Raw genomic sequence first — 15440 nt, 5'->3', positions numbered from 1 at the left:
TTATCGTCCAGACGGGCTGTTAAAGGCCGGTTTGAAGAGGCCCCTATTCTTTTTCAAGTTTATCGAAACGTTTCGATTCTATTCTATACTAATTCAAGGAGTGAACCTTATGACAACGATGATTAATGAACCGATCCGGTTGAATGCCGGGGAGTTATCCTTTACCTTTTTGAACAGTGGCGACTTATACCAGGCTACTTCTGGTACAACGATGTTGAACCAGTTGCTCAGCAACCAGATTGATGGATCTCTCAATAACCTGTACCTGCGTGTACACGACGGAGAGAAAATCAGCTCGTTCCCATTGCTCGGTGTACGTTCGAACAGCAAGGTGATTACAAGCAAAGCGCAGTCCAGCAACCAGTTGATCTGGGAGGGTACGGTCCAGCTCGAAGGCAGTGAACAGGGCATTGGCTACCAGGTCGTATTTACGGCTACACCGCAAGGTGTCTGGTTCTGGGATGTGAAGCTCACAGGACAACAACAAAACGTAGACGTGGTATATGGACAGGATGTGGGTCTTGCTGATCCAGGGGCGGTACGCAGCAATGAAGCATATCTGTCACAATACATTGATCATACGGTGTTTGAAGATGAAGCGAAAGGTTATGTGGTATGTTCCCGTCAAAACCAGCCTCAGGGCGGTGCATTTCCGTATATGCAACAGGGTTCCCTGACGAAAGCTATCGGTTACTCCACAGACGGATTCCAATTCTTTGGTCTGTCATACAAGGAAACCAATCAACCAGAGAGCTTGAATCGCCCAACGCTGGCGAATGAGACATATCAGTACGAATTTGCCTACACGGCATTGCAATCTGAATTGCTCAATCTGAACGGAGAAGCTCAGGTGGTCTTCTACGGACTGGCGAAGCCTAATCATGCCGAAGGAATCTCTGCACTGGAATTCGGAGATGAAATTACAGCAGCATGGAATGAAGTGCAGGCTCAGTCTGTGGACCATGGCGACACGTTGGAACAGGTGAAACTGTCCTCCTTCCTGTGTGACCCACTGGTTACGCTAGACCTGACACCAGATGAGATTCATGATCTGTTCCCTGATCGTCATCAGGAAGAGCGTAGCGGTGAGGAACTGTTGTCCTTCTTCACAGGCAGCTACGAACATATCGTTCTGAAAGCAAAAGAATTGCTTGTAGAGCGTCCGCACGGTCACATTCTGATGAGTGGTGGCAACGTGCAACTTGGGGCACAGGTTATTACAACAACATCGTATATGTACGGTATTTTCAACTCACAGCTCGTTATTGGGAACACCAATTTTAATAAAATGATCAGTAATGCCCGCAATGCCTTGAACGTGCCGAAGACGGCTGGACAACGCATCTATGTGGAAATGGACGGGCAATATCGTCTGCTGACGATGCCATCCCTGTTCGAGATTGGCTTCAACTACGCACGCTGGATCTACAAAACCGAATCCGACACGATCATCGTGACCAATTACACAGGGGCACATACGACAGAAGTAAGCATGAATGTACGCTCCACAAGTGGCAAGGCATACCGTTACCTGGTAACGAACCAGATTACGATGAATGTGAATGAATACGAGTATCCGCTGCATATGACGCAGGATGGCGATACTTTGATCTTCAAAGCGGACCCACAAGCGATTAGTGCTGGAACGTATCCGGATCTGCAATACCGTATGTCGGTGGATGGTGCGACTGTAAATGTAGGTGACGAAACGCTGCTGGCAAGTGGTATCCGCAGTGGTTCCGCATCGCTCGTTACACTTAGTCTGGAAGCGAGTGCTGAATGGACGCTGAAGGTACAAGGGGTATTGGAAGGTCAAGCGGATAGCGGAGCGGCAGCAGGTTCAAGTCTGACGTTTGAAGAGGAAGTACAGGCATATCGCGAGTTCTTCGCAGGTGTGATGAACGGGTTCCGTTTGTCCCGTGGAGAAGGTCAGCGTGCAGAGGATCTGTTCAAAGTAAACGCGCTGGCTTGGTGGTACACCCACAACATGTTGGTTCACTACTCCGTGCCTCACGGTTTGGAACAGTATGGCGGCGCGGCTTGGGGTACACGGGATGTGTGCCAAGGTCCGGTAGAGTACTTTATGGCAACGCAAAAATATGAGCAAGTTCGCGATATCATCAAAATGGTCTATACTCACCAATATGAAGATGATGGCAACTGGCCGCAATGGTTCATGTTTGATAAATACTTTGCGATTCAACAGGAAGAGAGTCATGGTGACATCATCGTATGGCCGCTGAAAGTGCTGGCGGATTACCTGACAGCGACTCGCGATTATGCAATCCTGGATGAGAAAGTACCTTATACCGTTAAACATAGCTTTGGGTTCACGGAAGAGACGGCAACGGTACTGGATCACGCGAAAAAAGAGATCGAATATATCCGTTCGCACTTCCTGCACGATACGTTCCTGTCTTCTTACGGAGATGGCGACTGGGATGATACGCTCCAGCCAGCCAATGCACAGCTCAAGCAGTACATGGTGAGCAGTTGGACGGTGGCGTTGACGTATCAATCCGTGAATGTGCTCTCGCAAGCGCTGAAATTCAAGGATGCGGACTTTGCACAGGAGCTTGACGTACTCGCACAAGGCATTCGTGAGGACTTTAACCGTTACATGCTGGGCACAGATGTGATTCCAGGCTTTGTGTACATGGAAGAAGCCGACCAAGCGAAGCTGATGCTTCATCCAACGGATACAGAGACAGGCATTCAATATCGCCTGTTGCCAATGACGCGCAGCATGATCGGTGAATTGTTGAATGCAGAGCAAGCAGAATCGCATTATGCATTGATCCGTGAACAGTTCCTGTGCCCGGATGGCGTGCGTCTAATGAATCGTCCGGCTCAATATGCTGGCGGCGTAAGCACACACTTCAAACGTGCAGAGCAAGCATCCAACTTCGGACGTGAGATTGGTTTGCAATATGTGCACGCCCATATCCGTTACGTGGAAGCGATGGCGAAGCTCGGTAAGACAGATCAGGTGTGGAATGGTCTCGCGATGATCAACCCGGTTGGGATCGGCGAGGTTGTACCTAACGCGGAGATTCGCCAAGCGAACTCGTACTTCAGTAGTTCGGACGGCAAGTTCAATACACGTTACGAGGCACAGGAACATTTTGACCAGCTTCGTAAAGGGACTGTACAGGTGAAAGGCGGATGGAGAATCTACTCCAGCGGCCCTGGAATCTACATGAACCAGCTGATCTCCAACGCGCTTGGCATTCGTCAAGAGGGCGGCGATCTGGTCATTGACCCGGTATTACCGACTGAGCTGAACGGCATGCAATTCGAATTCGAGTATGCAGGTGAGCCGGTGACGTTCATCTATCACTTGAACGAAGGTGCTGTGAGCCGTGTAGCGGTGAACGGCAAGGACATTCGCACCGAGCGTACAGCGAACCGTTACCGTCAGGGCGGGGTAAGCATCTCACTGGATGAGTTCAGACAGGCACGCAGTGAAACTGAGCGTACGGTTGTTGATATTTATATGTAATTTCGTAGCATGATGTACACCAAGGTCATCCTCCTTTCTTGAAGGCGGGATGGCCTTTTTGGCATATGCTCATGATGGATCGGTCATCGCAACGGAACCGCCAGCAACGTGTGCAACAGCTCATTATGCCGTACATGCTTTGTTACGTAGCCCTGTTGCTCCAGCCAGCCGCATAACTCACTCAGCAGAGGGAAGTGACGTTCGCGCAAGGCACGCAGCTGTTCTTCGTGTCCTGATAACTCAGCTTCATGGACATACGCCTCGCGGTGAGCAGCATCGACAAACATCAGATCGGTTAGACCGATACGTCCGCGCGAGGTTAGAACTCGCTGCATCTCCTGTAAGGCCAGTAGTTGCTGATCTGGACTCAGATGATGGAAGGCGAAGCTGGACACAACAAAGTCAAAGGATTGATCGGCAAAAGGCAGAGCCAGAAAATTACCAAGTTTCACATGCATCTCGGGATATTTGGTACGACATCTGCGAAGCATCTCTCGGGACTGGTCGATTGCAGTCATGTCTGCGCCTTGTTGTAGCAGTCTCCCAGCCAGATTACCCGTACCTGTACCGATATCAAGTCCTTTTTCGCCTGGGGCGGGCGAGATCCATTGAGCCGTCTGTTCCAGCCCCTCATCATAGTTGTGATACAGATAAAAGGAAGATTGTAACGTATCATTGGAATCACTCGACGTGGACTCATCTGCATTATGATATGGATGTGAAACTAAATTCTCATCGTTTATAGGCGAGACGTTGTCCGAACGATGCCTGTCCTCTGAGTTGGTTTGTCCTTGTCCAGTACTGACTCTGCTTTCTACCTGCACTCGCTGATCGTGGATGGCTGCCTGAGTGTCATAATTCCACCGATCATGCCAGTTCTGGCGTGCTTCGCGCAGGCGACGCGCACTGTCTGCGAGATCGTGCAGATGGCTGACATCCAGCGGCCCATCCTGACGATTCAGGTCAATCATGCGTTGGGTTGTATCCATCATCCGTTTCAGTTCAATCCATTGGGCATACATGACGGCCTGTTGCAGCTCCAGGTATTCTTCCAGCCGCTGCTGGTTCCCCTGATCAATCTCTCCGAGCGCGTGTGTAATATCCTGCAGGGACATGCCTATCTCACGCAGCGCAGCAATGGTCTGAAGCCGCCAGATATCATTTTCTGTGTATGCGCGATACCCATTAGTGGTCTGTTTGGCGGGTAGAATTAATCCTTTTTCCTCATAAAAGCGAATGGCTCTCGCCGATATACCGAGCCTGCTTGCTGCCTCTTTGATATTCATCATGTATCCCCTCCTTATCGAATCAGTATAAACCATGACGTTACGGCAAGGTTAAGTGTTTATTTCATTTCATTATGCGAAAAGGTTCAATCCCGGGTGGAATTTTAGTCAAAGGTGTGGCTATGCTACAATATATGAACAAAGAAATTTAAAAAGTGAAGCGAACGAACGATATATTCCAAGTCTCTTAACACTCTTGATTTTCTAAACTTTCCCAACGTTGTAAGTACAGCGTGGTCGACTATAGCACGAAAGGTTGAATCATTATGCTTACCAGCCATACATTTACGATTCGTCCATCCGAGATTAAGGATGCATCCCAGCTAATGGAGTTGGACACCTTGGTATGGGACCAATACACCTCTCCTGCACCGATGCAGTGGCGTTCACGACAGCGATACCTACAGCATTGCCCGCCAGGCAGTCAATTGATTGCCGTACAGGGAGAGCGGGTATGTGGTTATGTGGGCTTTCAGCCAGCCACAGGTATGCCTGTTAACCGTCATGTCTACGAGATTCATATTGCAGTTCATCCTCATGATCGGCGTTGTGGCATTGCTACAGCTTTGATGGAGGCCATCAAGCAGCATGCGGCCCAACAAGGCATTCGCAAGCTCAGGTTGCGCGTGCTATCCAGCAACCCGGGAGCGATTACGTTTTATACCCAGTGTGGATTTGTGACAGAAGGCAGGTTGGTATCCGAGTTTTATATCGGCGGCAAATATGTGGACGATATTCTTATGGGTTATTTTATTCAGACCAAATAGAAACGTAGCTGAGAAGGAGGAACAACGATGGAGATGGGACTTCAAGGTAAAAAAGCACTGGTGCTGGCTTCCAGCCGTGGGCTGGGCAAAGCGGTAGCTGCTCAATTGGCGGCAGAAGGTGCTGACGTCATGCTTGCCAGCCGGAGTGAAGAAAAGCTCGCAGCTGTGAAGCAGGAGCTTCTGGCGTTTGGTGGTGGCGGACGTGTGGAATATTGTGCAACGGATGTGACACGCAAGGAAGATATTGAGGCTTTGATTCACAAGACAGCGGAGTTGTTTGAGCAGATTGATATTCTGGTGAACAACTCGGGTGGCCCACCGTCGGGTTCATTCGAGTCACTGACCGATGAGGATTGGGAACGTGCATTTGAATTAAATGTACTCAGTTATGTAAGGCTGATTCGGGGTGCACTTCCTTATATGAAAGAACGCGGAGGACACATTGTGAATATCGCTTCAACTTCGGTGAAGCAGCCCATTCCGGGTCTGGTGCTATCCAACACGTTCAGAACCGGCGTTTTCGGATTGGCGAAGACCTTGTCTCAGGAGCTGGCTCCATACGGTATTTTGATCAACACGGTGGCGCCAGGACGCATTGCAACAGACCGTATTCGTGAACTGGATGCAGCACGGGCTGAACAGAACGGAATCAGTGAGGAAGAAGTGTCTGACCAGTTCCGTAAAGAGATTCCACTCGGCCGTTATGGTCAACCGGAAGAGTTCGCCAAAGCAGTGGTATTCCTGTTATCCGGGGCCAATACGTACATTACCGGCACCTCATTGATCGTGGACGGTGGTATGGTACGAGCCCTATAAAAGTCATGGATACAATAAAATACCCTCTGTCACCACATGCCGTGGAGATAGAGGGTATTCCTGTTATTCTGATATGATGGGAGAGATCACTCCCGATTCATTATGTAGGCAAATTAGCGCAAAAGTTCCCATTCATGCTGAAGCATGCCATATACTGCATGGTTCACGTAACCTTTAGGCAGCTTCTCTGCCTGACGAATGACACCCTCGAGGACGAATCCGAGTCTTTCAGGGATGGCGCGACTCCGTTTGTTGTTTGTTGCCGAGCGAATCTCGACGCGATTCAGATCCAGGGTTACCAGTGCATAATCGACCAGAACGCGACAAGCACTTGTCATCAAGCCTTGACCTTCGAAGCCTTTTCCGAGCCAGTATCCGATGCTCACCGAGCGGTTGGTCCAGTTAATCTCTTGGAATCCGATGACGCCTGCAAGATCCCCTTTTAACCATACTCCGGCGGTGAATCCGCCATTTTCAGCACCTTGTTTTAATGCGTTGGTAATGAAGTTTGAGGTGTGTTCCACTTCTGTCACATGATCCACCCACGGCAACCAATGTCTCAGTTGATCCCGCGAACGATCCGTCAGTTCAAACAGCGGTTTGGTATGTTCCATGGCCAGCGGCCGGAGTTCGGTATATTCATCCAATGAATAGGTAAACATGAATGCAACCTTCTTTCTTTGTATAGTATAGGTTTATTTTGTAGTGGATTAACGGGAAGTCTTGGGTAACTTTTGCTCCAGTGCAAACAGGTCTTCTTCCATCGAGGCCATGCGTTGATTAACCGTTGTGCGTGCGTCACGGAGTGCCTGATTATATATGTAGGGAGCGAGCTGTGTCATGAACAGGTCGAGGACACCCCAAGCGGCCAGATCACCCAGTTCTTCGCCACGTTCCTCTTCGAAATACGACTGGATGGTGCGAATGGCTTCATCCTGCTGTTCTTTGGTCAGTTTAAGCGAATTTAATGGAATGGGAAACCCTCCCTTTAATTTGTTTTTACTATCATGCTACATGATTCGAGCGAACCCGTCAAAATGGTTTTGGGCCTATTTATTCATGGCTGATCCTGACTTTGGTGCCTTCTTTATTGAACTCCTCCCCCGTTAAAGGTATATTTAAATGAAACGCGTACGAAACTTTCCAAGAAAATAGATTTTTTCAGGAAATGACTTCGTTATCAAGGAATTATAGCCGGAATTGTTGCAATTCCCGAAAGCTCCAATCCATTCATGAAAGGTTTGATACCTGTGGACAATCGTACAACCCCACCTAACTTTATCAAAAATATTATTACCGAAGATCTCCGGTCTGGGAAAGTCCAGGAAGTTATTACCCGATTTCCTCCGGAACCGAACGGTTATCTGCATATTGGTCATGCCAAGGCGATCTGGATCAACTTTACGCTGGGCGGCGAATTTGGCGGCAAAACGAATCTGCGCTTTGATGACACGAACCCGGTCAAGGAAGATGTGGAGTACGTTCAATCGATTCAGGAAGATGTGAAATGGCTCGGATACGAGTGGAACGAGAAACGTTTTGCCTCGGATTATTTTGATGAGATGTACAACCGTGCTGTCTTGTTGATTAAAAAAGGAAAAGCCTACATCGACGACCAAAGCGCCGACGAAATTCGTGCAATGCGTGGAACGCTGACGGAGCCGGGCAAGAACAGCCCGTACCGTGATCGTTCCGTGGAAGAGAATCTCGACCTGTTCACACGTATGCGTGCAGGCGAATTCCAGAATGGAGAGAAAGTGCTGCGTGCCAAGATCGATATGTCTGCACCGAATATCAATCTGCGCGATCCGGTGATTTACCGGATTTCACATGCACACCATCATAATACGGGCGACAAATGGTGTATCTATCCGATGTACGCTTTTGCTCACCCGCTCGAAGATGCCATTGAAGGTGTAACACATTCCCTCTGTTCTTTGGAGTTCGAGGATCAACGCCCGTTCTATGATTGGGTTATCGCCGAATGTGAGATGGAGAGTAAGCCGCGTCAATACGAATTTGGCCGCCTGAACCTGTCCCAGATGGTGACCAGCAAGCGGAAGCTGAAACTTCTTGTGGACGAAGGCCATGTGGATGGTTGGGATGATCCGCGTATGCCGACAATTTCGGGTCTGCGCCGCCGAGGATATACACCGGAAGCCATTCGTGATTTCGTATTTGAGACAGGCATTTCCAAGAGCCAAGGGGTCATCGACCTGCAAACGCTGGAGCACTTTGTACGTGAAGACTTGAAACTGAAAGCTCCACGCACGATGGCTGTCCTGCACCCGCTCAAAGTGGTTATTACCAACTACCCGGAAGGGCAAGTGGAATGGCTTGAAGCAGAGAACAATGTGGAGAATCCGGAGATGGGCAATCGCCAAATTCCGTTCTCTCGTGAGATTTATATTGAACAAGATGATTTCATGGAAAATCCACCGAACAAATACTTCCGTTTGTTCCCTGGCAACGAAGTTCGTCTGAAACATGCATACTTCATCAAATGTAACGATGTGATCAAGGATGCAGAAGGCAATGTGACTGAGATTCATTGTACTTATGATGTAGAGACGAAGAGTGGCAGTGGATTCACAGGCCGTAAAGTTAAAGGCACGATCCACTGGGTAGAAGCGACTCAAGCGGTACCTGCTGAATTCCGTCTGTATGAGCCTTTGATCCTGGATGAAGCACCGGAAGCTGAGGTGGAAGTGGCTGTAGCTGGGGCTGAAACTGAGGTTGTGGAAGAGCAACCGGAGAAAACGTTCCTGGATCAACTGAACCCGAACTCCCTTGAAGTTGTTCACGGGTATGTGGAACAAGAGATGAAGGAAGCGAACGCTCAGGACAAGTTCCAATTCTTCCGTCACGGTTACTTCAGTGTAGATCCGAAACATTCCGAGCCAGGTCGTCCGGTATTTAACCGGGTTGTATCCCTGAAAAGCTCATTCCAACTGCCGAAGGCATAAGGCTAATGGATGAATTTAGGGTCTGTTTATCAGCGTGCTGGTAAGTAGCCAAGTTATAAGTAAAGGAAGGGCATCCTTCGTCATGATCATGGCGAAGGATGCCCTTTTGTTTTTCTGGATCTAGCCAGGTCCAGTTTTAGACTTAGTAATACAATTCCGCATAAACATAAACATAAACATAAACATGAACATGAGCTGAAACATATATGTGCATATGAGGCAAGAATCTAACGAACCGAAGACACGTTATTCAAGTGTATTTGAACGTTCCAGCAACGTAACGAATCGTAGACACCTTATTTCCTCGTTCGGTCTGTCTTTTTTTGATGTTTAGCGTCTTTTATGCGAAATAACGTGTCTGAGATTCCTTAGCTTTAGAAATTCGTGAAATTGCTGCAAATAAGGCGCCTAAGATTCGTTAGGAGCAACAAACCTTAGACACCTTTCTCTTTACTACTACTATCCATAATCTTTTGTTTGAATGTTTGAACGTTAATTTACACGATAACGGAGAGGACAGAAATAACCTGAAGAAGCGGAGCGTGCGCCTTTATCCCCGGATTTTACCCTTTGAAAAGGAATCAAAAAATCCGGGGATAACAGCGATCGGAAGGGTATTCTGTCATCGTAGTGCTCTTGTGTAAATCAATCATCAATCTTTCAACTTTTTCTAACAAAAGATTATCTGTCCTCATCCATATTGCCCATCTCCGTCAACACAACCGGCTGATAGCCGTTACGACGGTTCGACAACCACATGATGCTGAATCCGACAGCGCCAATGAGCGAGAAGAATACACCAACGCTATACATGATTTCCGCACCGAAGCTTTGGAACAACCAGCCGCCGAACAGACCCGCAATAACCCCTGAGAGACCGCCCCAGGCCATTGTATACACCGCTTGACCGGAGGAACGGTAAGGTCTTGGAATGAATAGCATGGTCAGTTGTGTACCTACATAGAAGTACCCACCGAACGTAATGGAGTGCATCAGCTGAATGAATACAATCTCCATCGGGTTGCTGGCCAGTGCCATGAGCTGCCAGCGCAGTGCAAACAGCACACTGATCAGAATGAGAGATGCCAGGAGCATGCTCATTTTGCGTTTGAGCAAGCGGTCGAGCAACAGGAATACGCCGACTTCGAGAATGGATGAGGTGAAGATGGCCCAGCCGACCATCTGTTTGTCGCCACCCATCTCTACAATATATAGCGACATAAATGTACTGTTCATCGCATTGGGCACCGATACGAGTACACCCAGGCCGATAAATGTCATAAAATACGGATTGAACATGACTTTGCCAAACCGCCGAAAAGTAACCACGGGTGTATCCGAAGCGATCGGCTGTCTGGGTAGAAATACGGATAATACAAAGGCGGTGGCAATCATGCACGCAAATATAATGGATACACTGCCGATACCAAAACGGTCAATCAGTGGTCCGGCTGCGACGGCAGTCAGCGCCCAACCGAGTGAACCCCAGAGCCGGAATGACCCGAATTTCTGGGTTGTACCATCGATATACCCGAGAATCAGGCTATTGGTTTGAGCAAATAATGGGCTTTGAAAAAAATAAAAGAAAATCATGGCTACATAGATCCATGTATAAGTGGGCGCGTAGAATACACCCTGGGCGAGCACAAATGTGCCTCCCATCATAATCATCAGAATGATGCGAATGTTGCGAGATTTATCGCTCCAGAAGCCCCAGAACGGGTTGGCGAACAAGGATACAAAGGGTCCAATCGCCATGAGACTGCCAATCTCCAGTTTGGTCATGCCAATCTCTTGCAGGTAAAGCTGCAGGAATCCGGCGAAGATCGAGATGGCTCCATATATGAAAAAGTTATATAGTTTCAGAGAAACCAATGAGGGATTGCCTCTTGAAGGTGCAGGTCTGTCCAATTAAGCCATTCCTTTCAAATGCATATTGTTCAATGTATCATTTGTTGAAAGGGGATTCAATCTATAGAAAATGTTGATCGATTAATATAACATGCCCATATCGTTACCAGGAGGGAGCAAGATGACATGAACACGCGTGAATGGACAGGCATCATATTGGCAGGAGGTTTATCCAGCCGCATGGGGACCAACAAGGCCATGCTGGAACTGAACGGTTCCCTTGTACTGCAACATGTCACGAAGGCCATGAGCCCCGCAGTATCCCGTATCATCGTGGCTGCCGGACCCAATGTGACAACCTACGGTGCAATGGGCTACGAGTGCGTTCAGGATCTCTATCCAGGGAAGGGGCCACTCGCCGGTCTTCATGCGGCACTGGAAGCTTCGGATACAGAATGGAATCTGATCTGCGCCTGTGATATGCCGCTCCTGCAAACGTCTTTCTTTGATGGAATGAAAAAGCTGGCCGAGTCGCATGATTCTTATTCTGCCGTCGTTCCACGCGTGGATGGACATGTCCACCCTCTTGCAGGGGCTTATCACAAGCGAGTGCTCCCTGATCTGGAGGAGCGTCTGAACCAGGATCATCTTCGAGTCATCCGATGGCTTGAAGAGATCGGTTGCCGTTATGTCGAAGCGGAAGAGCTTGAGAGAGCGGGTGTTCATCAAGTAGCGATGCAAATGAGTAATATGAACACGCCAGAAGAGTACGAACGTATCCGTAATCAAGATTCTGGACTCGATTCCGATCTGTAGGATACAGGATCATCTGATGTATCTGCATGATGATTGCGATATTGCAGCGGGCTTTGGCCTGTCCAACGTTTGAATTGTCTGCTGAAATGGGACAGATGGGTGTAGCCGAGCTTCCATGCAATTTCCCCGAGCGACAGCTCTGGCTGTTCGATCAGTACTTTGGCCTCCTGCAACTTCAAGCTGGAAAGGTAAGCTCTGGGGGATCGCCCGTACACCTTGCGAAAGACCTGTAGACCATATCCCGGGCTGATGCCAAACGAGGATATAATCTGCTCTACTTTGACCGTGGATACACTGCTTTCCTTGGTTCGAAGCTGGGCATGAAATGCCTGCTTGATTGCCTCCGCTATCGCTCCCGCATAATGCATGGCTGTTGGAGCTGGTGCATGTGAAGCAGCAACGGAAGTGGTGGACTCCGGTTCATTGTCAGTGGCTTGGGACAACAGGGCGAACAGTTCAAACATGCGGGCCTGCATGATCATTTTGTCAGTCGATGTGTAGGCCCCAGATACGTTAATCATCCCCATCCAACTCTCCAGCACAACGCGCATCTTCCTGTTATATTCCGTACCTGCTGCGTAGATTCGGCTGTGCTGTGACATCAGCTTCAGGGTGAAGACTGGATCATCCACATTAAAATGAGCGCTAAAATATGTCATGCCTTTCATGGATACACATCGATTCGTATGTTTGAACCCGGGAGGAATGAGAAGAATGGAACCTTCCTCCACGGTATAGGTATAACCATGAATCACACTCTCCTGCGTACCTTCGATGATCAACATAATCTCAAAGCCCGGATGTGATTCCTCCGGCATCGCCCATCCATATGGAACTTGTTGGCTGTGCGCGCCATAGAATTTGATGTTACAGTCGATAATAGGCAGCCAGTGAGCCAGCGTATGGTGAGGCATTTCTCGGAGCTGTGATCGGATATCCATCATATTCACCTCGGAAAAGGGTAAAAACAACTTGCCTTATACAATCGGCACCCGTAGTATACTTCATTATAATCAGTTTAACGCAAGCATGGATAATCCATGGAACGCCATCAGCGTTTGAAGTGGTTGTTGAACAATCCAAGTTCTTCGACTGATAATAATGTAAACGCTACCATTATGAATTGGAAGATGTCAACTCTTGCACACGTCAAGAACATTATATTTTCCACTTAAAAAGGAGCTTAAATCATGGACAAATTATTATATGGTGTAGCCTACTATGATGAATATATGCCTTATGAAAGATTGGACAAGGATATTCAGATGATGAAGGATGCAGGCATTAACGTGGTCCGTATTGCAGAATCCACCTGGAGTACTCATGAACCGCAGAATGGCATATTTGATTTCTCTTCCGTAGACCGTGTGCTGGATGCCATGCATGAAGCAGGGATTCAGGTCATCGTTGGAACACCAACGTATGCTGTTCCAACGTGGATGGTCAAGGAACATCCGGACGTGCTGGCTATCACCGCACAAGGGCCTGGCAAATATGGTGCAAGACAGATCATGGATATTACCCATCCAACCTATCTATTCTATGCCGAGCGGATCATCCGCAAGTTGATATCCAGGGTAAGCACACACCCAGCGGTAATCGCTTATCAGACGGATAATGAGACGAAGCATTACAATACCGCAGGCGATAATGTACAACTGCAATTTGTCAAATATATGCGGAACAAGTTCAGCTCCCTCGACGAGTTGAACAAGGAATTTGGCCTCGACTACTGGAGCAATCGGATCAATAGCTGGGAGGACTTCCCGTCTGTGATAGGAACGATCAACGGCAGTCTTGGCGCTGAATTTGCCAAATTCCAGCGACAGCTGGTAACCAACTTTTTGGCTTGGCAAGTGGGGATCGTGAATGAATACAAACAGGAAGGACAGTTTGTTACCCAGAACTTTGACTTCGATTGGCGTGGGTATTCCTACGGCATTCAAGGGGATGTGGATCATTTTGCCGCATCGAAACCTTTTGACATCACCAGTGTGGACATCTATCATCCTTCTCAGGATGATCTGACTGGCATTGAGATTTCATTCGGCGGGGATGTGGCACGTTCGACCAAACAATCGAATTATCTGGTACTGGAGACCGAAGCACAGGCGTTCTGGCATTGGGTTCCCTATCCGGGTCAGCTGCGTTTGCAGGCATTCAGTCATCTGGCATCCGGTGCGAACATGGTCGCCTACTGGCACTGGCATTCGTTGCACAATTCGTTTGAGACGTATTGGAAAGGATTGCTCAGTCATGACTTTGAACCGAATCCGGTGTACAACGAAGCGAAGACCATTGGCAGGGATTTTGCCCGTCTAAGTCCAAAGCTCGTTAATCTGAAGAAAAAGAATCGGGTGGCTGTGCTGTTCAGCAATGAGGCGCTGACATCAATCAAGTGGTTTGGGTTTAACTTCACCAGTGACAAGAATTATAATGATGTGGTGCGCTGGATGTACGATGAATTATATAAAATGAATATTGGCTGTGACCTGATCGACCCGTCTGTTGAGAGTTATGCGGCGTATGATGTGCTCGTTGTACCTGCTTTGTATGCTGCTTCGGATGCGTTGCTGGAAAAGTTAAATCAATTCGTAGAGGATGGCGGACATATCGTCTACTCGTTCAAAAGCGGATTCGCAAATGAGCATATCAAGGTACGCTCTACCCGCCAGCCTGGCCTGATCAGTGAGGCATGCGGGATCAGCTATAACCTTTTTGTAGAACCGAAGCATGTGTCGCTACGCGATGATCCATTTGGGGTTGGTGAAGAGCAAAATCAGATCCATACCTGGATGGAATTAATTACACCGACAACTGCTGAAGTACTCGCTTGGTATGATCATCCACATTGGGGTGAATATGCGGCAATTACCCAGAATGCCTATGGAAAAGGCAAAGCAACCTATGTCGGTTGTTACACCAGTTCTGCGGTGATCCGTAAGGTGTTCGAGCGTGTGATGAAGGAAGCAGGCGTATGGGGAGCCGATCAGGAACTGGCTTTTCCGATCATTGTGAAGACTGGTGTGAACGATCAGGGAAGTACAGTTTGCTACTATTTCAATTATGCGGATGAGGCAACATCCTTCGTGAATGCCTATGGGGAAGGGACCGAACTTCTGGCTGGAACACCAATCGCTGCGGGAGAGAAGATCGAACTGGAGCCATGGGGCATACGGATTATTGAACAATAATAGGAAATAATAGAGTAGGCAAGGAATGTTGCACTATAAATTTACACAAAAACGGAGATGAGAGAAATAACCTAACGAAGCGAAGCTAAAGCTTTCTGAAAGAAAGCTGCATCGGAAGCATACACCCCGCCTTTATCCCCGGATTTTCCCCTTAGAAAAGGGAATCAAAAAATCCGGTGATAACAGCGATCAGAGGGTTGTTCTGACCACGTAGTGATCTCGTGTAACCATTCATTCTATTG

General features: G+C 48.2%; 11 protein-coding genes. 6 read left to right on the top strand and 5 right to left on the bottom strand.

The genetic code is table 11. The annotated features are described in order from the left end of the window. Positions 1-109 precede the first annotated feature (109 nt). Complete coding sequence (locus ABTV53_RS26200) at positions 110-3502, top strand: GH36-type glycosyl hydrolase domain-containing protein (protein WP_433748032.1); 3393 nt, start codon at positions 110-112, stop codon at positions 3500-3502. 83 nt (positions 3503-3585) lie between these two features. On the opposite strand, the gene ABTV53_RS26195 is transcribed toward ABTV53_RS26200, so the two are convergent. After that, the gene (locus ABTV53_RS26195; RefSeq protein ID WP_433748030.1) at positions 3586-4791 is read right to left on the bottom strand and encodes a methyltransferase domain-containing protein; all 1206 of its coding nucleotides are present in this window, start codon (positions 4789-4791) and stop codon (positions 3586-3588) included. Positions 4792-5054: 263 nt separating this feature from the next. Between ABTV53_RS26195 and ABTV53_RS26190 the strand changes: the two genes are divergently transcribed. Both ABTV53_RS26190 and ABTV53_RS26185 read left to right on the top strand, forming a co-directional pair. Then, positions 5055-5555, top strand: a complete 501-nt coding sequence (locus tag ABTV53_RS26190) for an N-acetyltransferase family protein (protein WP_433748027.1) — start codon at positions 5055-5057, stop codon at positions 5553-5555. Between the two features lie 27 nt (positions 5556-5582). Continuing rightward, positions 5583-6371 (top strand): SDR family oxidoreductase, encoded by a 789-nt coding sequence (locus ABTV53_RS26185; protein ID WP_433748024.1) that lies wholly within the window; start codon positions 5583-5585, stop codon positions 6369-6371. A 113-nt stretch (positions 6372-6484) separates the two neighbouring features. Here the strand turns inward: ABTV53_RS26185 and ABTV53_RS26180 are convergent, their stop codons facing one another. Continuing rightward, positions 6485-7033, bottom strand: a complete 549-nt coding sequence (locus tag ABTV53_RS26180) for a GNAT family N-acetyltransferase (protein ID WP_145324523.1) — start codon at positions 7031-7033, stop codon at positions 6485-6487. A gap of 48 nt (positions 7034-7081) precedes the next feature. After that, positions 7082-7324: a DUF2164 domain-containing protein gene (locus tag ABTV53_RS26175; protein ID WP_244988428.1), complete on the bottom strand. Its 243-nt coding sequence runs from the start codon at positions 7322-7324 to the stop codon at positions 7082-7084. Between the two features lie 279 nt (positions 7325-7603). Here ABTV53_RS26175 and ABTV53_RS26170 point away from each other — a divergent pair, with 279 nt between their 5' ends. After that, positions 7604-9337, top strand: a complete 1734-nt coding sequence (locus ABTV53_RS26170; RefSeq protein ID WP_433748020.1) for a glutamine--tRNA ligase/YqeY domain fusion protein — start codon at positions 7604-7606, stop codon at positions 9335-9337. 681 nt (positions 9338-10018) lie between these two features. On the opposite strand, the gene ABTV53_RS26165 is transcribed toward ABTV53_RS26170, so the two are convergent. After that, positions 10019-11212: an MFS transporter gene (locus ABTV53_RS26165; protein ID WP_433748017.1), complete on the bottom strand. Its 1194-nt coding sequence runs from the start codon at positions 11210-11212 to the stop codon at positions 10019-10021. Between the two features lie 162 nt (positions 11213-11374). On the opposite strand from ABTV53_RS26165, the gene mobA reads away from it, so the two are divergent. Continuing rightward, complete coding sequence (gene mobA / locus ABTV53_RS26160; protein WP_433748014.1) at positions 11375-12004, top strand: molybdenum cofactor guanylyltransferase; 630 nt, start codon at positions 11375-11377, stop codon at positions 12002-12004. Here mobA and ABTV53_RS26155 read toward each other — a convergent pair. Next, on the bottom strand, positions 11974-12948 hold the full coding sequence (locus ABTV53_RS26155) for an AraC family transcriptional regulator (protein ID WP_433748011.1): 975 nt from the start codon (positions 12946-12948) through the stop codon (positions 11974-11976). The genes mobA and ABTV53_RS26155 overlap by 31 nt on opposite strands. A gap of 246 nt (positions 12949-13194) precedes the next feature. Here ABTV53_RS26155 and ABTV53_RS26150 point away from each other — a divergent pair, with 246 nt between their 5' ends. Further along, the gene (locus tag ABTV53_RS26150) at positions 13195-15198 is read left to right on the top strand and encodes a beta-galactosidase (protein WP_433748009.1); all 2004 of its coding nucleotides are present in this window, start codon (positions 13195-13197) and stop codon (positions 15196-15198) included. Positions 15199-15440 lie beyond the last annotated feature (242 nt).

Origin of the sequence: Paenibacillus amylolyticus, from assembly GCF_050990605.1 — a bacterium.
In the GTDB taxonomy this organism is placed as follows: Bacteria; Bacillota; Bacilli; order Paenibacillales; family Paenibacillaceae; genus Paenibacillus; species Paenibacillus amylolyticus_H.
The sequence above is the reverse complement of the archived record's forward strand: the minus strand, read 5'-3'. Positions and strand labels throughout refer to the sequence as shown.